We start from the raw sequence: 22,441 nt of genomic DNA on the forward strand, positions 1-22,441 counted from the left end.
TTGTGCTGTGACCACGGACACTCCGAGACCGCCACCACGCCGCAGCTTGTTCGGCGCATGGGGACCCCGCGAGCTGAAGGGCCTGTTCTGGCAGGTGCTGGTGGTCGCGATCGTCGTTGGCGTCGTCGGCTTCCTCTCGTCCAACACGGTCACCAACCTCACGGCCCGTCGCATCACCACCGGCTTTGCGTTCCTCGGCCGCGAGGCCGGCATGCCCATCGCCGACAGCCTGCTCGCCTATAATCCTGGCGATACCTATCTCTGGGCCTTCGTCGTCGGCGTCGGCAACACCTTGCGCGTCGCCGTGATCGGGATCGTGCTCGCGACCATCCTGGGCACGCTGATCGGAATCTCGCGCCTGTCGGCGAACTGGCTGCTGTCGCGCCTCGCCGCAGTCTACGTCGAGACGCTTCGCGACATCCCGTTGCTGCTGCAACTCCTGTTCTGGTACGTGCTGATGCAGGCGCTGCCGGCAGCGCGCGCGGCGTGGCGGCCGGTCGAGGGCGTGTTCCTGTCCAATCGCGGCTTGATCCTGCCGGCCATTCCGATCGGCCCGCTGCAGCTTTGGGTGCTTGGCGCCGCCGTGCTCGGATGTGCCTTGTTCTATGTCATCAGGCGAGGGCTCGTGGTGCAGCAGATGCGCGACGGCAAGCCGCGCCCGTCTTGGCCGTTTGCACTCGGCCTCATCGTCGTGCTGCCGGCGGCCATTTCGTTGGTCTTCGGCGTGTCCTGGACGATCGAATGGCCGCAATTACGCGGCTTCAATTTCGTCGGCGGGCTGACGCTCGCTCCGGAATATTTCGCGCTGCTGATCGCGCTCGTCACCTATACCTCGGCCTTCATCGCGGAGATCGTGCGCAGCGGCATCCAGTCGGTGCCGCGCGGGCAGTGGGATGCTGCGAACGCGCTCGGCCTGCGCCGCAGTTTCATGCTGCGGCAGATCATCCTGCCGCAGGCGCTGCGTGTCATCGTGCCGCCGATGACGAGCCAGTATCTGAATCTCACCAAGAATTCCTCGCTCGCGGTGGCGATCGGCTACCAGGACGTGGTCTCGATCGCCAACACCACGCTGAACCAGACCGGGCAGGCGATCGAGGCGATCGCGCTGATCATGGCGGTGTTCCTGACCATCAGCCTGTCCATCAGCTTCTTCATGAACTGGTACAATTCGCGCATCGCGCTGGTGGAGCGCTGAGCATGACTGTGATCGCCGATATCCCGGATGCACCTCGGGCCGTCCGCCGCCCGCAAATGGGCAATCCGGTGCTGCGCTGGCTGCGCAAGAACCTGTTCTCGTCGATCCCGAACAGCATCCTCTCGGTGGTGATGCTGGCAGTGCTCGCCAAGGGCATCTTCAGCTTCGTCCAGTGGGGCATTGCCAATGCCGTGTGGCTGACGCCCGCGAACGATTCCAGCGCCTGCCGCGCGGTGCGCGGCATCGGCGCCTGCTGGGCGATCATTCCCGAGAAGTACCGCTTCATCCTGTTCGGCACCTATCCATTCGATGAGCAATGGCGGCCGGCGCTGTCGGTCGCGCTTTTCATCGCGCTCTACTTTCTCTCGACCCGTCGGGCCTTGTGGCGGCGCGAGCTTGTCTTCCTCTGGATCGGTGCGCTGGCGCTGATCAGCGTGCTGATGTGGGGCGGGGTATTCGGGCTCTCTTTCGTCTCGCAGGATCGCTGGGGCGGCCTGCCGGTGACGCTGATCCTGGCGACGTTTGGCTTGGCATTCGGCTTCCCGCTCGGCATCCTCGTCGCGCTCGGCCGGCGCTCGAAGCTGCCGGCGATCCGCTCGCTCAGCGTGCTCTATGTCGAGCTGATCCGCGGCGTGCCGCTGGTGAGCCTGCTGTTCATGGCAAGCGTGATGTTTCCACTGTTCATGCCCGCCGGCTTCAACATCGACAAGCTGTTGCGCGCGCAGATCGCGATCATCCTGTTCGCGGGCGCCTATCTCGCCGAGGTCATCCGCGGCGGCCTGCAGGCCGTGCCGCGTGGGCAGTACGAGGCGGCCGACGCGCTAGGGCTGTCCTATTGGCGCAAGCACCGGCTGATCGTGCTGCCGCAGGCGATCCGCCACGTCATCCCACCGCTGGTCAACACCTTCATCGCCTTCTTCAAGGACACCAGCCTCGTCCTCATCATCGGCATCTTCGACCTGCTGACGACGGCGAAGACCGCGATCATCGATCCCGCCTGGCAGCAATTCTCGGTCGAAGTCTATATCTTCGTCGCCGCGATCTACTTCATGTTCTGCTTCGCGATGTCACGCTACAGCCGCAGCCTCGAGGCGACGAGCGGGAGGTGATCTTCCTTCTCCCCTTGTGGGAGAAGGTGGCGCGAAGCGCCGGATGAGGGGTTGCTTCAACGAACACGTGTCGCGCTCTGCTTGCGGAGAGATACCCCTCACCCGTCTCGCCGCCTTGCGGCGAGCCACCCTCTCCCATAAGGGGAGAGGGGCTGCTGCGTTCGTTGTGCAAAGAAACGCTACTTCTTCACCTTCGGATCGATCGGCGTCGTGCTGCGCAGGCCCAGAATATCCTCCAGCACCTTGGCGCCCGCGAGCACGTCCGCATCGCCCCTCGGCGCGCCGACGACCTGGACGCCGACCGGCAGGCCGGACGCCGTGAAGCCGCAGGGCAGCGACAGCGAGGGGCAGCAGGCCAGCGTGATGGCGTAGACGATGCCGAGCCACTCGACGTAATTGTCGAACCTCTTGCCGGCGCATTCGGCGACATAGCGGTGCTCGATCGGGAAGGGCGGCACGATCGTGGTGGGTGTCAGCAAGAGATCATAGGTCTTGAAGAACTCGACCGCACGCGCGGTCATGCCGACGCGTTGAGCCTCGGCGCGCGCGATCTGCTCGACGGTCAGCTTGAGGCCTTCCTCGATGTTCCAGATCACTTCGGGCTTGAGCAGGTCGCGCTTGGTGCGCAGCAGATTGGCCTTGGTCATCGCGAAATCGAACGCACGCAGCACGTGGAAACACTCATGCGCCTCGCGCCAGTCGGGATGCGCCTCCTCGACGATGGCGCCGGCTTCCGCAAAACGTTCGGCGGCCTTGCGCGTGATCGCCTTCACTTCGGGATCGACCGGGGTGATGCCGAGATCGGGCGAGTAGGCGATGCGCTTCGGCTTCCTGCCCGACTGCGCCGCGGACAGGAACGAGGTTGCGGGGGCGGGCAGCGACAGCGGATCGTCCGCATAGTCGCCGCTCATGGCGTCCAGCAGCAGCGCAAGATCCTCGACGTTGCGAGCCATCGGGCCGACCACGCCGAGATTGCGGTCGATACCCGATTTGGGAGTATGCGCGACGCGGCCGATGCTCGGCCGCATGCCCACGATGCCGCAGAAGGCCGCCGGGCTGCGCAAGCTGCCGCCCATGTCGGAGCCCTGGGCGAGCCAGGCCATGCCGGTCGCGAGCGCCACCGCGGCGCCGCCGGAAGAGCCGGCAGCCGATTTCGTCGTATCCCAGGGATTGAGCGTCGCGCCGAACACCTCGTTGAAGGTGTTGGCGCCGGCGCCGAACTCCGGCGTGTTGGATTTGGCGTAGACCACCGCGCCGTTGGCTTCGAGATTCTCGACCATGAGGTCGGACTTTGCGGGGACATTGTCCCTGAAGATCGGCGAGCCCTGCGTGCTCAACACGCCAGCGACGTCGGTCAGATCCTTGATCGGCAGCGGCAGGCCCGCGAGCAGTCCGCGCGCGCCGGCGGGTTTCCGCATCAATTCCTTGGCGCTGTCCCGCGCGCGATCGAAGCAGAGGATCGGTAGCGCATTGACCTTGCCGTCGACCTCGCTGATGCGCTTTTCGACGACGTCAAGCAATTCGAGCGGCGAGATGTCGCCGGAGCGCAGCTTGTCGACGACGGCGCAAGCGGTTTGGCGGATCAGGTCTTGAGACAATTATTTTACTCCTACCTCGTGGTTGTCATTCCGGGGCGCCCGAAGGGCGAACTACGGTGCGCAATTGCGCACCTGAGAATCTCGAGGTTCCGGGTTCGATGCTTTGCATCGTCCCGGAACGACGGTGTCTAAAAATTCTGGAGCACTTAGCCCCAGCCCGCGCTGATGCCGCCGTCGACCGTGTAGATGACGCCCGACGTATAGCCGGCGCGGTCCGAGGCCAGGAACGCCATGAGGTCGCCGATCTCGCGCGCATGCGCGGGCCTGCCGAGCGGCAGGCTTTTCTGGAATTCCTTGTAGCGGCTCTCGTCGCCGAACTGGTGCTTGGCGCGCGTCTTCAGCAGCGTGACGTGGCGATCGGTGCCGACGGGGCCGGGATTGATTCCGACCACGCGGATATTGTCGGCGAGACTCTTTCCCCCGAGCGCGCGGGTGAAGGCCATCAGCGCGGCATTGCCGGCGCTACCGCAGACATAATTGGCGTCGAACTTTTCGCCCGCCGCACCGATGTCGTTGACGATGACGCCGCCACCCTTGGCCTTCATCTGCGCGTAGATATGCCGCGTCAGGTTGATGTAGCCGAATACTTTCAATTCCCAGGCGTGCCGCCAGGTCGCTTCGTCGATCTTGTCGATGGAGCCGCCGGGAATGTCGCCGGCGTTGTTGACGAGCACGTCGATGTCGGCGGCTTCCCTGGCCAGCCGCGCCACGTCCTCGCCGTTGCGCAGGTCGACGATGCTGGTCGCGGCATCGATCTGATGCGCGGATCGCAGGCGGTCGGCCAGCGCCTTGAGCTGGTCGCCGCTGCGGGCGGCAAGCAGGAGGTTTGCGCCTTCCTCGGCAAACGCCTCGGCGGCGGCTGCGCCGATGCCCTTCGACGCGCCGGTGATCAGGACGCGCTTGCCACGCAGATGCAGATCCATGGGGAATACTCGCAAGGTAGGAACAGGATGAAATCAGTAGGCGCCCGGCCGCGCCATGGTCAACATTGCAGTGCAGCGTTGCACTGCCGCTGCGTTTGGTCCATTGCAGTGCGGTCAAAACGGCGGCGGCTGCCGGACCAACCAAGGACGTTCTCGATGAGCAAGAAACAATACCGGATCGCGGTCATTCCCGGCGACGGCATCGGCAAGGAAGTGATGCCCGAGGGCCTGCGCGTCATGGAGACGGCGGCGAAGAAGCACGGCATCTCCCTGCAGTTCGACCATTTCGACTTCTCGTCCTGGGACTATTACGAGAAGCACGGCCAGATGATGCCCGACGACTGGAAGGAGAAGATCGGCAAGCACGATGCGATCTACTTCGGCGCGGTCGGCTGGCCGGCCAAGATTCCGGACCACGTCTCGCTATGGGGCTCGCTGATCAAGTTTCGCCGCGAGTTCGACCAGTACGTCAATCTGCGCCCGGTGCGGTTGATGCCAGGCGTGCCGTCGCCGCTGGCGGGCCGCAAGCCCGGTGACATCGATTTCTGGGTGGTGCGCGAGAACACCGAAGGCGAGTATTCCTCGGTCGGCGGCCGCATGTTCCCGGACACCGACCGCGAATTCGTGACGCAGCAGACGGTGATGACCCGCACCGGCGTCGACCGCATCCTGAAGTTCGCCTTCGAGCTCGCGCAGTCGCGTCCGAAGAAGCACCTGACCTCGGCGACCAAGTCGAACGGCATCTCCATCACCATGCCCTATTGGGACGAGCGCGTGGAGGCGATGGCGAAGAAGTTTCCGGGCGTGAAGTGGGACAAGTACCACATCGATATTCTCACCGCGAACTTCGTGCTGCATCCCGACTGGTTCGACGTCGTTGTCGGCTCCAACCTGTTCGGCGACATCCTGTCCGATCTCGGCCCGGCCTGCACCGGCACCATCGGCATCGCGCCGTCGGGCAATATCAATCCGGAAGGTGATTTCCCCTCGGTGTTCGAGCCGGTTCACGGCTCGGCGCCTGACATCGCGGGGCAGGGCGTCGCCAACCCGATCGGCATGATCTGGTCGGGCGCCATGATGCTGGAGCATCTCGGCCAGAAGGAAGCCGGTCGTTCGATCGTCGAGGCGATCGAGCGCACGCTCGCCGAACGCACGCTACGCACCAAGGATCTCGGCGGCAACGCCGACACGACGACGTGCGGCAAGGCGGTCGCGGATATGGTGGACTGAGACTCTTCACCCTCTCCCCCTGTGGGAGAGGGTGGCTCGTCGCGAAGCGACGAGACGGGTGAGGGGTTCTCTCCGCGAGGAGGCCTCTCAATTTATACGTATCTTCGCGGAGAGAACCCCTCATCCGGCGCTTCGCGCCACCTTTTCCCACAAGGGGAGAAGGGAAGAGGAGCGTGCCTCGCTCCGTTCAGCCCGCGATCTTCTCGATCGCCGCCTGGTCCAGCCCGAACTTCTTTCCGGCCTCGATGATCTCATGCCACGTGGTCGGGTCGACCGGAACGCCTTCGGCGAGGCGCTTCTTCTTGGTCTCGCGTTCGGGCTCGCCGGCGATCTTGACCTTGTCGACGCCGGGCGCGGGCGGCGAGCCGGTGTGCCAGGCGACGAAGCTTTCGACCTCGCGCGCGAGGTTCTCGCCGGTGCCGAGCTTGCCGGGGTCGATGACGATCGAGAGCATGCCGTTGAGGACGTTGTGCTTGCCGTCGGACGGTCCCTTCACCACCTGGCCGCCGGAGAGCGCGCCGCCGAGGATTTCACACACCAGCGCGAGCCCCGAGCCCTTGTGCTCGCCGAACGGCAGGATGGCGCCGTAGGGCGGGATCACGGTGTAGCGCGGATCGACCGTGGGCTTGCCCTCGTTGTCGATGATGGTGCCGGGCTCGAGCGCGGCGCCCTTGTTATGGGCGACGCGGGTCTTGCCTTGCGCGATCCTGCTGGTGGCGAAGTCGAGCACGATCGGATCCTTACCCCTGCGCGGGATGCCGACGCAGAACGGGTTGGTGCCGTGGCGCGGATCGCTACCGCCCCAGGGCGCGACGATCGGGCGCGAGATCACGTTGACGAAGTGGATCGAGACCAGCCCGTGGTCGATGCACTGCTCGGCCCAATGGCCGATGCGGCCGATGTGGTGTGAGTTGGAGAGGCCGACGAGGCACACGCCGTTTTGCTTGGCGCGCGCTGCCGCCAGCTCCATCGCCTCATGGCCGATCACCTGGCCGTAGCCGGTGAGACCGTCGAGGGTGAGAAGCGGGCCGGTGTCGAGCACGGTCTTGACGTGCGCGTTCACGGCGAGGCCGCCGTTGACGATGCTCTGGGCATAGCGCGGGATCATGCCGACGCCGTGCGAGTCATGTCCCTTGAGGTTGGCCTCGACCAGATTGGTGGACACCAGCTCGGCCTCGCGGTCCGAGGAGCCGCCGGCCTTGACGATGGCACGGATGGCGTTGGTGAGAGGCTCTGCCTTGATGGTGCGATAGTCGGCCATTGTTGTTGCTCTTATCCTTCACGATGGGGCGGGGTGTAGGGTGGGTTAGGCGAAGCCGTAACCCACCCTACGAACTTACGATCCGGCGGCAGTGGACCAATGCCGCTTCAATCAGGTTCTCGCTTGCCTCAGGGGTGCGGAAGGCCGAATGCGCCGACAGCGTCACGTTCGGGATTTTGGTCAACGGATGGTCGCCGGGCAGAGGCTCGGTGTTGAAGACATCGAGGCCGGCGTGGCGCATGTGGCCCGATTTCAGCGCGTCGATCATCGCCTGCTCGTCGACGATCGCAGCGCGGGCGGTGTTCACGAAGATGACGCCCGGTTTCATCTTTGCGATCTTCTCGCGCGTGATCATGCCGCGCGTCTCGTCGTTGAGCAAAAGATGCAGCGACACGACATCACTCTTCGCCAGCAGCGTGTCGAGATCGGTAAACTCGACGCCCGGATGGCTCTTTGGCGAGCGGTTCCAGGCGATCACCTTCATGCCGCTGCCCGATGCGATGCGCGCGACCTCGGCCGCAATGCCGCCGAAGCCGATCAGGCCCAGCGTCTTGCCGGTGAGCTGCATGCCGTCTTCGCGCAGCCAGCTGCCGACGCGCATCTCGCGGTCCATCATCGCGATAACGCGGGCCGAGGCCCACATCAGGGCGATCGCGGATTCGGCGACCGCGGTGTCGCCGTAGCCCTTGATCAGATGCACGGAGATGCCGAGCTCAGCGAGCTCTTCAGGGTTCATGTAGCTGCGCGCGCCGGTGCCGAGAAATACGACGTGCTTGAGGCCGGTGCACTTCTTTGCGACCTCGGTCGGCAGCGCGGTGTGGTCGACGATCGCGATCTCGGCGCCGCCGAGAATATCAGGATATTGCTCCGGCTTGATGTCGGGATCCCTGTTGATCCGCAACTTGGGATCACCGGGCTTTTCCAGCCGCTCCATGATCACGGCGAGGGCTTCGTTGGCGTCGACGAAAACTCCGCGCATGGACTATCTCCGATCAGGAAGCGACGCCGGCAATCGCCAGCACGGTATGCATGAGAACGTTGGTGCCGGCGGCGCAGTCGCCCTGCGTCGCGTCTTCCAGCTCGTTGTGGCTGATGCCGTCCTTGCAGGGCACGAACACCATCGCGGCAGGAATGACGGTGTTGAGGTTGCAGGCGTCATGGCCGGCGCCGGAGGTGATGCGGCGCGAGGAATAGCCGAGCGTGGTCGCCGCGCTCTCGACCGCCGCAATGAGCTTGGGATCGAAATGCGTCGGCGGCTTGCGCCAGACCAGATCGAGCTTCACCTCGACCTTGCGGCGTGCGGAGATCTCGGCAATCGCGGCGCGCAAATCGCGGTCCAGCGCATCCATGATGGCGCCGTCCGCGCTGCGGCAATCCACGGTGAAGGCGATCTCGCCGGGAATGACGTTGCGCGAGGGATTGGCGATCACGGCCTCGCCGATGGTGCCGACGGCCTTCGGCCCATGCTTCTTCGCGGTGGCTTCCATTGCCAGCACGATTTCGGAGAGTGTAGCGAGTGCATCGCGCCGCAGCGGCATCGGGGTCGAGCCCGCATGGCTCTCGAAGCCGGAAATCTTGCCGTCGTACCACAGCACGCCCTGGCCGGAATCGACGACGCCGATGGTCTTGCCCTCGGCCTCCAAGATCGGGCCCTGCTCGATGTGAAGCTCGACGAAGCAGCCGAGCTTCTGGAAGCCGACCGGCTTGTCGCCGCGATAGCCGATGCTGTCGAGCGCCTGTCCGACGGTGGTGCCCTCGATGTCCTTGCGCGACAAAATGTCGTCGGTGGTGAAATCGCCGACATAGGCGGCGGAGGCCATCATCGCGGGTGCGAAGCGCGAGCCTTCCTCGTTGGTCCAGTTGACCACGCAGATCGGTGCGTCGGTCTCGATGCCGGCATCGTTCAGCGTGCGGATCACCTCGAGCGCGCCGAGCGTACCGAGGATGCCGTCGTACTTGCCGCCGGTTGGCTGGGTGTCGAGATGCGAGCCGATGCCCACTGGCAGCTTCGACATGTCGCGGCCCTTGCGCAGGCCGAATTGTGATCCGAGCGCGTCGGTGTGCACCTCGAGGCCGGCGTCCTCACAAGCCTTGCGAAACCAGTCGCGCACCTGCTTGTCCTCAGCGCTCAGCGTCAGCCGTCGCACGCCGCCCTTGGCCGTCGCGCCGAATTGCGCGGTCTCGTGGATTGAGCCCCAAAGGCGGGCGGAATCGATTTGCAGGTTGGTGACGGCTCGGCTCATTCGGTCAGTCCATCTTGGCTGTCATTCCGGGGCGGCTCGAAGAGCCGAACCCGAAATCTCGAGATTCCGGGTTCGATGCTGTCGCATCGCCCCGGAATGACGTTGAAGGTTGTCCGGCTCTTTTTCAATGACCCGCCAGCGCGGGCGCGTCAACCGCGAGGCTGCTCTGCGCAATCTGCCGTGCAAGCTCGGCGACGCGCTCCACGGCCACGACGTCGGGCGAGGCGAGCCAGCTTGCGGTGAAGGTCAGCGGCGCGATCGCAAGATCGGTGTCGAGCAGCTGCAGCCGCCCGTCGGCGAGCTCGTTCTCGACGATGGCGTCGGGGATCACGGCGACACCGAGCCCTTCGACCGCCATATGGATGACGGTCGCCAGCGAAGCGGACGCATGCAGACGGATCGGAGGCAGCTCGGGCCGGTCGAACACCTCGCGCACGACCTCGTAGGGTTTGGTCTTGCGCGGGAAGGTGATGATCGGAAACCGCGCCAGCTCCGCCGGCGTCACCGGGCCCTTGCCGAGCCCGAGCGAGGGACTTGCGAGAAACCCGATCGGATAATCGGCCAGCACGCGGTTGTGCACGCCGGAGGCGGACAGTGGTCCGACCACGAAGGCGAGCTCGATCTCCTGCGCGAGCAGGCGCGCGGTGAGGTTTGGCGTGATGTCGACCTCGATCTCCAGCGACAGGTTCGGATAGATCTGGTTGACGCTCTTCACGAGGCGCGGCAGCCAGGTGTGCACGATGGTCTCGGCAACGCCGAGCCGCATCACGCCGCGCATTGCCGAGCGATCGCCGATCTCCGCCATCATCTGCGCACGCAGGCCGATCAGCTTCTCCGCATAGACCATCATCTGCCGGCCGCTCGGGGTCGGCGAGGCCACGCGATGATCGCGATTGAGGAGCTTCACGCCCATCTCGCGCTCGAGCTGCGCGATGCGCTGGGAGATCGCGGGCTGGGTGGTGTTGAGGCGTTGCGCGGCGCCGCGGAAGCTGCCGAGCTTCACAACCCACAGGAACGTCTCGATCGACTTGAAGTCCAGCATTGGAAGGATTTTTCCAGCCGATAAATTGGATTTATCGAGATTGATTAGAAACGACGATTAGACTTTATAGCACGCTTGGTGTTGGCTTGTCTTTGTCGAGTTTATAGGCAGGTCGATCACATGACTGTTTTGGTGGCAGCGCAGCAAACTGAAACGCCCGACACGCTCCCGAGCCGCAAGGCCCGGCTCGCCTATCGCGAGGGGCTGGTCGCTTCCACCGCCGGCGCCGCCCCCGGCTTCGTCCAGGGCAATCTGGCGATCCTGCCGGCCGAATATGCCGGCGCCTTTCACCGCTTCTGCCAGCTCAATCCCAAGCCGTGCCCGATCATCGGCATGTCCGACGTCGGCAGTCCCTTCATTCCCGCCCTGGGGGCCGATCTCGACATCCGCACCGACGTGCCGCGCTACCGTGTCTGGCGCGACGGCGAGGTGGTGGACGAGCCGACCGACGTGACCAAGCACTGGCGCGACGATCTCGTGACCTTCGTGCTCGGCTGCTCGTTCTCGTTCGAGGAAGCGCTGCTCGACGAGGGCATGCCGATCCGCCACATCGAGCACAATGTGCGCGTGCCGATGTACCGCACCAACATCGCCTGCGGCGAGTCCGGTCCGTTCGCCGGTCCTATGGTGGTGTCGATGCGCCCGTTCAAGCCGGCAGATGCGATCCGCGCGGTGCAGATCACCTCGCGCTATCCGGCCGTGCACGGTGCGCCCGTGCATCTCGGTCATCCCCATCTGATCGGCATCAAGGACATCGCCAAGCCCGACTATGGCGATCCCGTGCCGGTCGCCGACGACGAGATCCCGGTGTTCTGGGCCTGCGGCGTGACGCCGCAATCGGTAATCAACGCCGCCAAGCTGCCGTTCGCGATCACGCATTCGCCCGGCCTGATGCTGGTGACCGATCTCAAGAACAGGACCATGGCCGTGATTTAGTGGGCAGCATCTGCTGCTTCTTCGAGCTTTACCGCATCCATCAATCGCTTCATTCGATCAGCCGCAATTCAGTAACAAAGGACTCTGCCATGACGATCACTCGCCGCGACGTATTGTTGGGTGCGACCGCCACCGCTGCGCTGGTGCCGCTCGCTGCACGCGCGCAGACTTCGGAAGTCGTCATCGGCGTGATCTATCCGTTCTCCGGTGGCAGCGCCCAGCAGGGCGTCGACGCGCAGAAGGCCTACGAGACCGCGCTCGAAGTCATCAACAAGGACACCGATTTCGATCTGCCGCTGGCCAAGGGCGAAGGCCTTCCCGGCCTCGGCGGTGCAAAAGTCCGTCTCGTGTTCGCCGACCACCAGGCCGATCCGCAGAAGGGCCGTGCTGAGGCCGAGCGCCTGATCACGCAGGAGAAGGTCTCCGCCATCATCGGCACCTATCAGAGCGCGGTCGCCGTCACCGTCAGCCAGATCTGCGAACGCTACCAGGTCCCGTTCGTCTCGGCCGACAATTCCTCGCCCAGCCTGCATCGCCGCGGCCTCAAGTACTATTTCCGCGCCGCGCCGCATGACGAGATGTACTCGGCCGCGATGTTCGATTTCTTCGATGCCATGAAGAAGAAGGGCACCAAGATCGAGACGCTGTCGCTGTTCCACGAAGACACCATCTTCGGAACCGATTCCGGCAACGCCCAGGCCAAGATCGCCGGCGAGCGCGCCTACAAGATCGTCACCGACATCAAGTATCGCGCCAACTCGCCCTCGCTCTCGGCCGAGGTGCAGCAGCTCAAGTCCGCGAACGCCGACGTGCTGATGCCCTCGAGCTACACCACCGACGGTATCCTGCTGGTCAAGACCATGGCCGAGCTCGGCTACAAGCCGAATGCGATCGTGGCGCAGGACGCCGGCTTCTCCGAGAAGGCGCTCTATGACGCCGTCGGCGACAAGCTCGAAGGCGTTATCTCGCGCGGCACCTTCTCGCTCGACCTCGCGCAGAAGCGCCCGATGGTCGGCAAGATCAACGACATGTTCAAGGCGCGCTCGGGCAAGGACTTCAACGACCTCACCTCGCGCCAGTTCATGGGCCTGATCATCCTCGCCGACGCCATCAGCCGCGCCAAGTCGACCGACGGCGAGAAGATCCGCGACGCGCTGGCAGCGACCGACATCCCGGGCGAGCAGACCATCATGCCCTGGAAGCGCGTCAAGTTCGACGAGATGGGCCAGAACAACGACGCCGATCCAGTGCTGCTGCAATATATCGGCGGCAAGTTCGTCACCATCTTCCCGCCGCAGGCCGCGATCGCGGAAGCGGTCTGGCCGATGAAGTAAGCGACTAGGGACGGCGAAGAAAATCGCGATCGTCGCGCGGGCCTCGTCATTGCGAGGAGCGAAGCGACGAAGCAATCCAGGCTATTGCCGCGGAGGCATTCTGGATTGCTTCGCTTCGCTCGCAATGACGGAGCAAACGGTGACGTTTCGAACGGGGGACGACTTTTGACAGCCCAAGCCATTATCCAGAGTCTCGCGAGCGGCCTGCTCATGGGGCTGCTCTACGGACTGATCGCCGTCGGCCTCGCGCTGATCTTCGGCCTGATGGACGTCACGAACTTCGCCCATGGCGAGTTCCTGATGATCGCGATGTACCTGTCGTTCTTCCTGTTCGCGTTCTTCGCGATCGACCCCTTGCTGTCGGCACCGCTTGTCGCCGCGGCGCTCTTCATCTTCGGCGCGGTGGTCTACCTGCTGATTGTTCGCTTCGCCATGCGGGCCAAAGCCAATGCCGGCATGGTGCAGATCTTCACCACCTTTGGCCTTGCCATCGTCATGCGCGGCCTCGCGCAGTTCTTCTTCACGCCGGACTATCGCAGCATTCCTCATTCCTGGCTGGGCGGCAAGACCATCTCGATTGCCGGCATCTTCCTGCCGGAGCCGCAGCTGGTTGGCGCGCTGGTCTCGATCCTCGCCTTCGCCGGCCTCTATTTCTTCATCCACCGCACCGATTTCGGTCGGGCGCTGGAAGCGACCCGCGAGGATCCCGGCGCGGTCGCGCTGGTCGGCATCGACAAGAACCGCGTGTTCGCGTTCGGCTGGGGCCTCGGCGCCGCGCTGGTCGGCCTCGCCGGCGCGATCATGGCGAGCTTCTTCTACATCTATCCTGATGTCGGCGCGTCCTTTGCCCTGATCGCCTATGTCACGGTGGCGCTCGGCGGCTTCGGCAGCGTGTTCGGCGCCTTCGCCGGCGGCATCATCGTCGGCCTGGTCGAAGCCACCACCGCCCTGGTACTGCCGCCGTCGCTGAAATCGGTCGGCATCTACGCGGTCTATCTGCTGGTGGTCTTCGTCCGCCCGCGCGGCCTGTTCGGATCGATCTGATGGACAAGGAATTTGCAGCGCGGCGCCGCCGCGACCTCATCATCGCCGCGGTGCTCGCCGCGATTGCCGCAGCGACGCCGTTGTTCGTGAAGGATGTCGTCGTCCAGAACATCCTGATCCTGACGCTGATGTATGCGGGACTGTCGCAGAGCTGGAACATCCTGTCCGGCTATTGCGGGCAGATCTCGCTCGGCCATGCGCTGTATTTCGGCCTCGGGGCCTACACCACCGAGCTGCTGTTCACCAAGTTCGGCGTGCTGCCCTGGTTCGGCATGCTGGCGGGCGGCGTGGTGTCGGCGCTGATCGCGATGGGGCTCGGCTATCCTTTCTTCCGCCTGCGCGGCCATTACTTCGTGATCGCCACCATCGTCATCGCCGAGATCGGCCTGCTGCTGTTCCACAATTGGGAATGGGCGGGTGCCGCGATGGGCATCACCATTCCGATCCGCGGCGACAGCTGGCTGAAATTCCAGTTCCTGCGTACCAAGCTGCCGTATTTCTATTTTGCGCTGGCGCTGTGCTGCCTCGCCTGGTTCGTCACCTGGTGGCTGGAAGATTCCAAATGGGGCTTCTGGTGGCGCGCGGTGAAGGACAATCCGGACGCGGCCGAGAGCCTCGGTGTCGACGTGTTCAACTCCAAGATGGGCGCGGCCGCGGTCTCCGCCTTCCTGGTCGCCGTCGGCGGCAGCTTCTACGCCCAGTTCGTGTCCTACATCGATCCCGAAAGCGTCATGGGCTTCCAGTTCTCGCTGCTGATGGCGTTGCCCGCCGTGCTCGGCGGCATCGGCACCCTGTGGGGGCCGGTGCTGGGGGCCGCCATCCTGATCCCGCTGACGGAGCTGACGCGCTTCAAGTTCGGCGGCTCGGGGCGCGGTGTCGACCTCATCGTCTACGGCACGCTGATCGTCCTGATCTCGCTGGCCTTGCCGCGGGGGCTGCTCAGCCTGTTCTCCCGCCCGAAGAAGACGGGAGCCGCACGATGACCGCGCTTCTCGAAACCCGCGGCGTCTGGCAGCGGTTCGGTGGCCTCGTCGCCAACAGCGACGTCTCGATCTCGGTCGGCCGCGGCGAGATCGTGGGCCTGATCGGACCCAACGGCGCCGGCAAGTCGACGCTGTTCAATCTCATCGCCGGCGTCTTGCCGCCGACGCAAGGCTCGATCCTGTTCGATGGCGAGGACGTCACCCAGATGCCGGCGGCCGAGCGCTGCCAGCGTGGGGTGGGGCGGACCTTCCAGGTCGTCAAGAGCTTCGAGACCATGACGGTCATCGACAACGTCATCGTCGGTGCGCTCGTGCGCAACACCGTGATGCGCGAGGCGCGCCGCAAGGCGCGTGAGGTGCTCGAGTTCACCGGCCTTGCCGCGCGCGCCGACGTGCTGGCAAGCGACCTCGTGCCGGCAGAGAAGCGCCGCCTCGAAGTCGCTCGTGCACTCGCGACCGAACCGAAGCTGCTGCTGCTCGATGAAGTCCTCACCGGCCTCACGCCGACCGAGGCGCAGACCGGCGTTGCCCTGGTGCGCAAGGTGCGCGATGCCGGCATCACCGTGCTGATGGTCGAGCACGTCATGGAGATCGTGATGCCGCTGGTGGACCGCGCCATCGTGCTCGACCTCGGCAAGGTCCTGGTCGAGGGCAAGCCCGCTGACGTCGTCCGCGATCCCAAGGTGATCAAGGCATATCTGGGAGATCGTCATGCTGTCGGTGCGTGAAGTCACGACCGCCTATCAGGGTCTGGTCGCGATCTCCGCGGTCTCGATCGAGGTTCAGAAGGGCGAGATCGTCTGCGTTGCCGGTGCCAATGGCGCCGGCAAGTCGACCCTGCTCAAATCGATCGCCGGTGCCGAGCGTCCGCGCTCGGGCAGCGTGACGTTCGACGGCAAGCTGATCAACGGCATGGCGCAGCACCACATCACCGCGGCCGGCATCGCGTACGTGCCGGAGAACCGCCGTCTGTTTCCGCGCCTGTCGGTGCGCGACAATCTTCGCCTCGGCAGCTATCTCTATCGCGGCGAGGCCGACCGCGAGGCACCGCTCGATCTCGTCTTCAAGCTGTTTCCGCGCCTCGCCGAGCGCCTCGACCAGCGCGCCGAGACGCTCTCCGGCGGCGAGCAGCAGATGCTCGCGATCGGCCGCGCGCTGATGACGCGCCCGCGGCTGCTGATGCTGGACGAGCCCTCGCAAGGCATCATGCCGAAACTGGTCGACGAGATTTTCCAGGCGGTGAAGCTCATTCGCGATTCCGGCATGACCGTCCTGATCGTCGAGCAGCGCATGGCCGAGTGCCTCGAGATCGCCGACCGCGCCTACATCCTGCAGACTGGCCGCGTGCTGATGCAGGGCCCGGCCGCGGAGATCAAGGGCAATCCGGACGTGCGCAAGGCGTATCTGGGGCTGTGAAGCTGCCGTAGCCCGGATGAGCGGAGCGATATCCGGGGCCGGTGGTCCCGCATGTCGCTATGTTCATGCGGGCTACGATCTTCTCGTTCCACAATTTCTGCCGTCATCCTGAGGTGCGCGCCCTTCGCGCGCCTCGAAGGATGGGCCGCGAACACCTGTAGCCCATCCTTCGAGGCTCACCTTGCGACGCGTTGCATCGCAAGGCTCGCACCTCAGGATGACGGCAGTGTGTGGGACGCGGGCGGCCAAGCTCGCTAGCGAGGTTGCGACTTCGATGCGGCTATCAGCATCTGTTCGACAATCCCCTCAAACTCGCTTTTGGCGATTGGGTCGGTGTACGGTTGTACCGATTTGTCCCACCAATGATGGTGGCGTCCTGCCTCATCAAGGACATGGGCCGCTGCTTCGATCTCTGAGTCAGTCGGTTTTGTCGCTTCGGCCAACGCGTGCGAATGCCCGTGCCCATGCTCCGGCAGCGTCACCCCGAACACCTTCACCAGATCCGCCACCTGCTCCGGCGAGAGATGCCGCGGGTTCATCCCGCGCAGCAGCAGGTACAGCTTCGCCGTTTCCTCCAGCTCCTCGGTCGCGAACACCGCTGCTTCCAGCGTGTCGCCGGCGACCACCGGGCCGTGATTGGCGAGCAGCACCGATGAATATTTCCCCGCCAGTCCCTTGATCGCATCGGCCACCGCGGGATCGCCGGGGCGGTAATACGGCACGAGCGCGGTGGCGCCGCATTTCATCAAATAATAGGCCGTCATCGGCGGCAGCGCGGCGCGCGGGTCGATCTCGGGCAGCATCGAGAGCGCGACGGAATGGGTGGAGTGCAGATGCACGATCGCGCGCGCACTACCGCGCGTGTCGTAAAGCGCGTTGTGCAGCGGAACTTCCTTGGTCGGTGCATCACCCGAGAGCAGCCGGCCCTGGTCGTCCAGCCGTGACAGTTTTGCGGGATCGAGAAAGCCGAGCGAGGCGTTGGTCGGCGTCACTAGCCAGCCGCCGCCGTCCAGGCGGACGCTGATATTGCCGGAAGAGCCCGGCGTGAGCCCGCGCTCGAACAGGGACCGTCCGAAGCGGCAGATGTCTTCGCGCAGCCTCGTTTCGTTGCCCGTGTCGGTTCTCATGGCCGTCATGCCCGCTTGTCTCACGCTTTGGCAGCGCGGCCAAGCCGTGTTATCGGTTCGTCGAGCCCGCCGCGAAGGCCGGCCATCCAGGAAACGTTCGCAAGGGTTAGTTGCATGTCCGCCTCCACGCCACAAAATCAGCGCATCGCCGTCATCGGGCTCGGCTCGATGGGGTACGGCATGGCGACCTCGCTGAAGCGCGCCGGCCACGCGGTCACCGGTTGCGACGTTTCGGCTGATGCGGTGGCGCGTTTCGTGAAAGACGGCGGGGCGGGCGCAAAGACGCCGGCCGAGGCCGCCAAGGGTGCAGAGATCGTCGTCAGCGTGGTCGTCAATGCCGTCCAGACCGAGGCGATCCTGTTCGGCAAGGACGGCGCCGCCGAGACCATGCCGAAGGGCAGTGTGTTCGTCTCCTCCGCCACCATGGACCCCGACGTGGCGCGGCGCCTCGCCAAGCAGCTCGAGGCAACCGGCCGGCTTTATCTGGACGCGCCGATCTCCGGCGGCGCGCAGCGCGCCGCGCAGGGCGAGCTGACGATCCTGGCCTCGGGCAGCCCGGCCGCATTTGCCAAGGCGCGGCCCGCCCTCGATGCCATGGCGGCAAAGCTCTATGAGCTCGGCGATGCCGCCGGCCAGGGCGCCGCCTTCAAGATGATCAACCAGCTGCTCGCCGGCGTGCACATCGCCGCAGCCAGCGAAGCCATCGCATTCGCGGCCAAGCAGGGCCTCGACATCCGCAAGGTCTATGAGGTGATCACGGCCTCCGCCGGCAATTCCTGGATGTTCGAGAACCGAATGCCGCACGTGCTCGACGGCGATTACACGCCGCGCAGCGCCGTCGAGATCTTCGTCAAGGATCTCGGCATCATCCAGGACATGGCGCGTAGCGCCCGTTTCCCCGTGCCGGTCTCCGCCGCCGCCCTTCAGATGTTCCTGATGACGGCTGCTGCCGGCATGGGCCGCGACGACGACGCCTCGGTCGCGCGCATGTATGCGCAGGTCACCGGCGTGAAGCTTCCCGGCGACAAGTAAAAGGATCTCCAATGCCCCGTTTCGCCGCCAACCTCTCGATGATGTTCACCGAGGTGCCGTTCCTCGATCGTTTCGACGCGGCCGCGCAAGCCGGCTTCACCGCGGTCGAATTTCTCTTTCCGTACGAGCATCCCGCCGAAGCGGTCGGTGAACGCCTCAAGCGCAACGGCCTGACGCAGGCGCTGTTCAACCTGCCGCCGGGCGACTGGAATGCTGGCGAGAAGGGCTTTGCGGCGTTGCCGGCGCGCTTCGCCGATCTCAAGGCGAGCCTGGAGACGGCGCTGCCTTATGCCAAGGCGACCGGCGTCAAGCGCCTGCACCTGATGGCGGGCATCGCCAACCGCGGCGAGCGCGTCGCGATCGAGGCGTTCTACAAATCGGTGGCATGGGCCGCGGAGTTCTTCGCACCCCACGGCATCGATATCGTGATCGAGCCGATCAACGCCCGCAATGTGCCCGGCTACTTCCTCAACGATTTCGGCTTCGCCCGCGACCTGATCCAGGAGCTGAGGCTTTCGAACCTCAAGCTGCAGTTCGACATCTATCACTGCCAGATCATCCATGGCGACGTTACCATGCGGCTGCGCGAGATGATGCCGATCGTCGGCCACGTCCAGATCGCCAGCATCCCCTCGCGCAACGAGCCCGACGGCGAGGAGCTGAACTATCCGTTCCTGTTCGAAGAGCTCGACCGGCTCGGCTATGCCGGCTTCGTCGGCTGCGAATACAATCCGCGCGGCAAGACCACCGACGGCCTTGCCTGGTTCAAGCCCTACGCGGGAGTGAAGCCGTGACACTTGCGTTGGGCTGCATCGCCGACGACTACACCGGCGCATCCGATCTCGCCAACACGCTGACGCGCGCCGGCTTGCGCACCGTGCAGACCATCGGCATTCCCGCCGACGACCTCGCGCTGCCCGAGGTCGATGCCGTCGTGGTGTCGCTGAAGAGCCGCTCGATCGAGGCGGGACTTGCCGTGTCGCGCTCGCGCGCGGCGGACAAATGGCTGCGCAGCCGCGGCGCGAGCCATGTGCTGTTCAAGATCTGCTCGACCTTCGATTCCACCGACGCCGGCAATATCGGTCCCGTCATGGACGCGCTGCGCGCCGATTGCGGCGAGGCGAATGTGCTGGTGACGCCGGCCTTCCCGGAAACCGGTCGCACGATCTACCAGGGCAACCTCTTCGTCGGTGCCGTGCCGCTGAACGAGAGCCCGCTCAAGGACCATCCGCTCAATCCGATGCACGATTCCAACCTGGTGCGCGTGCTGGCGCGCCAGAGCCGGACCCAGATCGGCCTCGTCGACCTCGCCACCGTCGCGCGCGGCGCGGATGCGGTGCGGGCGCGGCTGGCCGAGCTTGCCGGCAAGGGCATCGGCGCTGCCATCATCGACGCCGTCTTCGACCGCGACCTCGAGACCATCGGCCTCGTCGCCGCCGGACATCGCTTGTCGGTCGGCGCCTCCGGCATGGGCCTTGGCCTGGCGCGCGCGCTGGTGTCGACGGGCAAGGTCAAGTCCGCGGCCGCGAGCAGCGAGCCCGGAGCCGCCGTCGGCGGACCGGCAGCGTGCCTCGCCGGAAGCTGCTCGCAGGCGACGCTCAGTCAGATCGCGAGCGCCGAAAAGGTCATGCCGGTGCTTCATATCGATCCCGACCGTATTCTTACGGGGACGGATGAAGTGCAGCGGGTGCTGAGCTGGGCGAAGCCGCGGCTGGCCGAAGGCCCGGTGCTGATCGCATCGAGCTCGACGCCGGATCAAGTCGCCGCCCTGCAGGCTCGCCACGGCCGTGATGCCGCCGGTCACGCCATCGAGCAGGCGATGGCCGATATCGCAGAAAACCTCGTGAAAACAGGGGTTCGGCGGCTCGTCGTCGCCGGCGGCGAGACCTCCGGCGCCGTCGTCGATCGCCTCCAAATTCCGGGCTTCCTCGTCGGCCCGGAGATCGCCGCCGGTGTCCCGGTGCTGCGCGCGGTCGGTGCCGAAGCCGGCGAAATGCTGCTCGCGTTGAAGTCCGGAAACTTCGGCGGACCCGAGTTTTTCTCGGACGCGCTTAGGCTTATGCGCTGAACGCAGGGCGTTTTTAGTCCCCTGTTCATCTCTTTGGATTTCCGTAGCCATGCGGAGTCGCAGCTAACATCTGCGCAGTTGGTCTGCTGCCTGGATGTTAACGTCGCTCCTCTTTGGTTGATTCCTAGAGCTACCGACGCGCGCCCGCGCCAGCACAACGAGCCCCGATTATGTTTGCAAAGCTTTCTATCCGCGCCAAGATCATCAGCGTCGTGGCGTTCCTGCTGGTCGCGATGTCCGGCATGGGCCTGCTCGCCGTCATGAAGATGCGGACGATCAACGCCAACACCGTCGACATCACCACGAACTGGATGCCGAGCGTCCGGGTGATCGGCGACCTCCGCGCCTCGGTCATCACCTATCGGAACGTCGTGCGCCAGCACATGCTGGCCGAGACTCTCGAGGACAAGCTCGCGACCGAAAAGACCGCAGGGACGGTGCTCGAGGCGCTCGCCAAAACCCGCAGCAAGTACGAAGCCATGATCAGCTCTCCCGAGGAGCGGGCTCTCTACAGCCAGTGGTCCAAGCTCTGGGACGACTACAAGAAGGGAACCGAAGACGTCTTCGCGATCTCCCGCAAGGAGGCTGGGAAGGTCCCGCACGACGCGCAGGAGTTGAACTCCAAGACGGTCAACAAGATCGGTCTCGCGGCCGATGAGGTCCTGACCAAGGACATCGAGCTCAACACCAAGGGCGGCGAACAGGCCGCCGCGGATGCTGCCGATACCTTCTACTACGCCTTCATGCTGGTCGCGATCATCCTCGGTGTCGCCGTCATTGCCGGCATCGGTGTGGGCTTCTACCTGGTTCAGGACGTCTCGAAGGGTATCAACTCGATCATCGAGCCGATGCAGGCGCTGGGCAAGGGCGATCTTTCCGCCGAGGTCCCGCATCGCGGCGAGAAGACGGAGATCGGCGCCATGGCCGACGTGCTCCAGATCTTCAAGGAGGCGCTGATCGCCAAGAAGGCCGCGGACGAGGCTGCGGCCTCGGATGCCGAAGCCAAGATCGAGCGCGGTCGCCGCGTCGACAACATCACCCGCGACTTCGAAACCATGATCGGCGAGATCGTTCAGACGGTGTCGTCGGCCTCCACCCAGCTCGAAGCTTCGGCCTCGACCTTGACCTCGACCGCCGACCGCTCCCAGCGGCTGGCGACCACGGTGGCCAGCGCTTCGGAGGAAGCTTCGACCAACGTGCAGTCGGTGGCTTCGGCGACCGAAGAGATGGCCTCGTCCGTCGGCGAGATCAGCCGTCAGGTGCAGGAATCGGCACGGATGGCGGGCGATGCGGTCGGCCAGGCGCGCGCGACAACCGAGCGCGTCAGCGAGCTGTCCAAAGCGGCCGCCCGCATCGGCGACGTCGTCGAGCTGATCAACACCATCGCCGGCCAGACCAACCTGCTGGCGCTGAACGCGACCATCGAAGCGGCACGTGCCGGTGAAGCCGGCCGCGGCTTCGCCGTGGTGGCCTCCGAGGTGAAGGCGCTCGCCGAGCAGACCGCCAAGGCCACCGGCGAGATCGGCCAGCAGATCTCCGGCATCCAGGCGGCGACCAACGACTCGGTCGGCGCCATCAAGGAGATCTCATCGACCATCGAGCGCCTGTCGGAAATCTCGTCGGCGATTGCCGCCGCGGTGGAAGAGCAGGGCGCGGCGACGCAGGAGATCGCCCGCAACGTGCAGCAAGCCGCGCAAGGCACCCAGCAGGTATCCTCCAACATCACCGACGTGCAGCGCGGCGCGACCGAGACCGGCACGGCCTCCTCGCAGGTGCTGTCGGCGGCGCAGATGCTGTCCAACGACTCCGGCCGGCTGAAGAACGAGGTCAGCAAATTCCTGACCAACGTCCGCGCAGCCTGAGCCTTTCGCACAGGTATCGTATTACGCGAGAGCGGCGC

At 65.1% G+C, this 22,441-nt stretch carries 19 protein-coding genes and 1 pseudogene; 13 read left to right on the forward strand and 7 right to left on the reverse strand.

Annotated features, from left to right (window positions below):
- Positions 1-7: 7 nt before the first annotated feature.
- Both QRQ56_RS18950 and QRQ56_RS18955 read left to right on the forward strand, forming a co-directional pair.
- Positions 8-1,195: an amino acid ABC transporter permease gene (locus QRQ56_RS18950; RefSeq protein WP_438742155.1), complete on the forward strand. Its 1,188-nt coding sequence runs from the start codon at positions 8-10 to the stop codon at positions 1,193-1,195.
- 2 nt (positions 1,196-1,197) lie between these two features.
- Positions 1,198-2,304: an amino acid ABC transporter permease gene (locus QRQ56_RS18955; protein WP_438742157.1), complete on the forward strand. Its 1,107-nt coding sequence runs from the start codon at positions 1,198-1,200 to the stop codon at positions 2,302-2,304.
- 179 nt (positions 2,305-2,483) lie between these two features.
- Here QRQ56_RS18955 and QRQ56_RS18960 read toward each other — a convergent pair whose 3' ends face one another.
- Together QRQ56_RS18960 and QRQ56_RS18965 are read right to left on the reverse strand one after the other, a co-directional pair.
- On the reverse strand, positions 2,484-3,902 hold the full coding sequence (locus QRQ56_RS18960; protein WP_438742158.1) for an amidase: 1,419 nt from the start codon (positions 3,900-3,902) through the stop codon (positions 2,484-2,486).
- A 146-nt stretch (positions 3,903-4,048) separates the two neighbouring features.
- Positions 4,049-4,825 (reverse strand): SDR family oxidoreductase, encoded by a 777-nt coding sequence (locus tag QRQ56_RS18965; protein WP_438742160.1) that lies wholly within the window; start codon positions 4,823-4,825, stop codon positions 4,049-4,051.
- A gap of 156 nt (positions 4,826-4,981) precedes the next feature.
- Here QRQ56_RS18965 and QRQ56_RS18970 point away from each other — a divergent pair, with 156 nt between their 5' ends.
- A complete protein-coding gene (locus QRQ56_RS18970) occupies positions 4,982-6,055 on the forward strand; it encodes a tartrate dehydrogenase (protein ID WP_438742161.1) in 1,074 nt (357 codons plus the stop codon).
- A gap of 187 nt (positions 6,056-6,242) precedes the next feature.
- Here the strand turns inward: QRQ56_RS18970 and QRQ56_RS18975 are convergent, their stop codons facing one another.
- The 4 genes from QRQ56_RS18975 to QRQ56_RS18990 form a co-directional block, all read right to left on the reverse strand.
- Positions 6,243-7,316, reverse strand: a complete 1,074-nt coding sequence (locus QRQ56_RS18975) for a malate/lactate/ureidoglycolate dehydrogenase (RefSeq protein ID WP_438742163.1) — start codon at positions 7,314-7,316, stop codon at positions 6,243-6,245.
- A 67-nt stretch (positions 7,317-7,383) separates the two neighbouring features.
- Positions 7,384-8,295: an NAD(P)-dependent oxidoreductase gene (locus QRQ56_RS18980; protein ID WP_438742164.1), complete on the reverse strand. Its 912-nt coding sequence runs from the start codon at positions 8,293-8,295 to the stop codon at positions 7,384-7,386.
- Between the two features lie 13 nt (positions 8,296-8,308).
- Positions 8,309-9,559, reverse strand: coding sequence for a Zn-dependent hydrolase (locus QRQ56_RS18985; RefSeq protein ID WP_438742166.1), 1,251 nt, complete (start codon positions 9,557-9,559; stop codon positions 8,309-8,311).
- Between the two features lie 124 nt (positions 9,560-9,683).
- Entirely contained in the window at positions 9,684-10,601 is a 918-nt protein-coding gene (locus tag QRQ56_RS18990; protein WP_438742168.1) for a LysR family transcriptional regulator, read from the reverse strand.
- A 120-nt stretch (positions 10,602-10,721) separates the two neighbouring features.
- On the opposite strand from QRQ56_RS18990, the gene QRQ56_RS18995 reads away from it, so the two are divergent.
- The 6 genes from QRQ56_RS18995 to QRQ56_RS19020 all read left to right on the forward strand — a co-directional run bounded on the left by QRQ56_RS18995 (position 10,722) and on the right by QRQ56_RS19020 (position 16,314).
- A complete protein-coding gene (locus tag QRQ56_RS18995) occupies positions 10,722-11,537 on the forward strand; it encodes a putative hydro-lyase (RefSeq protein WP_438742169.1) in 816 nt (271 codons plus the stop codon).
- Positions 11,538-11,626: 89 nt separating this feature from the next.
- The gene (locus QRQ56_RS19000) at positions 11,627-12,871 is read left to right on the forward strand and encodes an ABC transporter substrate-binding protein (RefSeq protein WP_438742170.1); all 1,245 of its coding nucleotides are present in this window, start codon (positions 11,627-11,629) and stop codon (positions 12,869-12,871) included.
- A gap of 165 nt (positions 12,872-13,036) precedes the next feature.
- Positions 13,037-13,915, forward strand: coding sequence for a branched-chain amino acid ABC transporter permease (locus QRQ56_RS19005; RefSeq protein ID WP_438742172.1), 879 nt, complete (start codon positions 13,037-13,039; stop codon positions 13,913-13,915).
- Positions 13,915-14,898 (forward strand): branched-chain amino acid ABC transporter permease, encoded by a 984-nt coding sequence (locus QRQ56_RS19010; RefSeq protein ID WP_438742174.1) that lies wholly within the window; start codon positions 13,915-13,917, stop codon positions 14,896-14,898. Before QRQ56_RS19005 ends, QRQ56_RS19010 begins: the two co-directional genes overlap by 1 nt.
- Complete coding sequence (locus QRQ56_RS19015) at positions 14,895-15,626, forward strand: ABC transporter ATP-binding protein (RefSeq protein WP_438742176.1); 732 nt, start codon at positions 14,895-14,897, stop codon at positions 15,624-15,626. The genes QRQ56_RS19010 and QRQ56_RS19015 overlap by 4 nt, the downstream gene beginning before the upstream one ends.
- Complete coding sequence (locus QRQ56_RS19020) at positions 15,610-16,314, forward strand: ABC transporter ATP-binding protein (RefSeq protein ID WP_438742178.1); 705 nt, start codon at positions 15,610-15,612, stop codon at positions 16,312-16,314. Before QRQ56_RS19015 ends, QRQ56_RS19020 begins: the two co-directional genes overlap by 17 nt.
- A gap of 452 nt (positions 16,315-16,766) precedes the next feature.
- Here QRQ56_RS19020 and otnC read toward each other — a convergent pair.
- Positions 16,767-17,450, reverse strand: a pseudogene (gene otnC, locus QRQ56_RS19025) (3-oxo-tetronate 4-phosphate decarboxylase); the annotation flags it as partial.
- A gap of 105 nt (positions 17,451-17,555) precedes the next feature.
- Between otnC and ltnD the strand changes: the two are divergent.
- From ltnD to QRQ56_RS19045, 4 genes are all read left to right on the forward strand, one after another.
- Entirely contained in the window at positions 17,556-18,473 is a 918-nt protein-coding gene (gene ltnD, locus QRQ56_RS19030; RefSeq protein WP_438742179.1) for an L-threonate dehydrogenase, read from the forward strand.
- 11 nt (positions 18,474-18,484) lie between these two features.
- Positions 18,485-19,267 carry a 2-oxo-tetronate isomerase gene (gene otnI / locus QRQ56_RS19035; RefSeq protein ID WP_438742181.1) on the forward strand — a complete coding sequence of 261 codons (783 nt, stop codon included), beginning with the start codon at positions 18,485-18,487 and terminating at the stop codon, positions 19,265-19,267.
- On the forward strand, positions 19,264-20,541 hold the full coding sequence (gene otnK / locus QRQ56_RS19040; protein ID WP_438742184.1) for a 3-oxo-tetronate kinase: 1,278 nt from the start codon (positions 19,264-19,266) through the stop codon (positions 20,539-20,541). Before otnI ends, otnK begins: the two co-directional genes overlap by 4 nt.
- Before the next feature lie 170 nt (positions 20,542-20,711).
- Complete coding sequence (locus tag QRQ56_RS19045) at positions 20,712-22,403, forward strand: methyl-accepting chemotaxis protein (protein WP_438742186.1); 1,692 nt, start codon at positions 20,712-20,714, stop codon at positions 22,401-22,403.
- Positions 22,404-22,441 lie beyond the last annotated feature (38 nt).

Source organism: Bradyrhizobium sp. U531 (genome assembly GCF_051710265.1).
GTDB lineage: Bacteria > Pseudomonadota > Alphaproteobacteria > Rhizobiales > Xanthobacteraceae > Bradyrhizobium.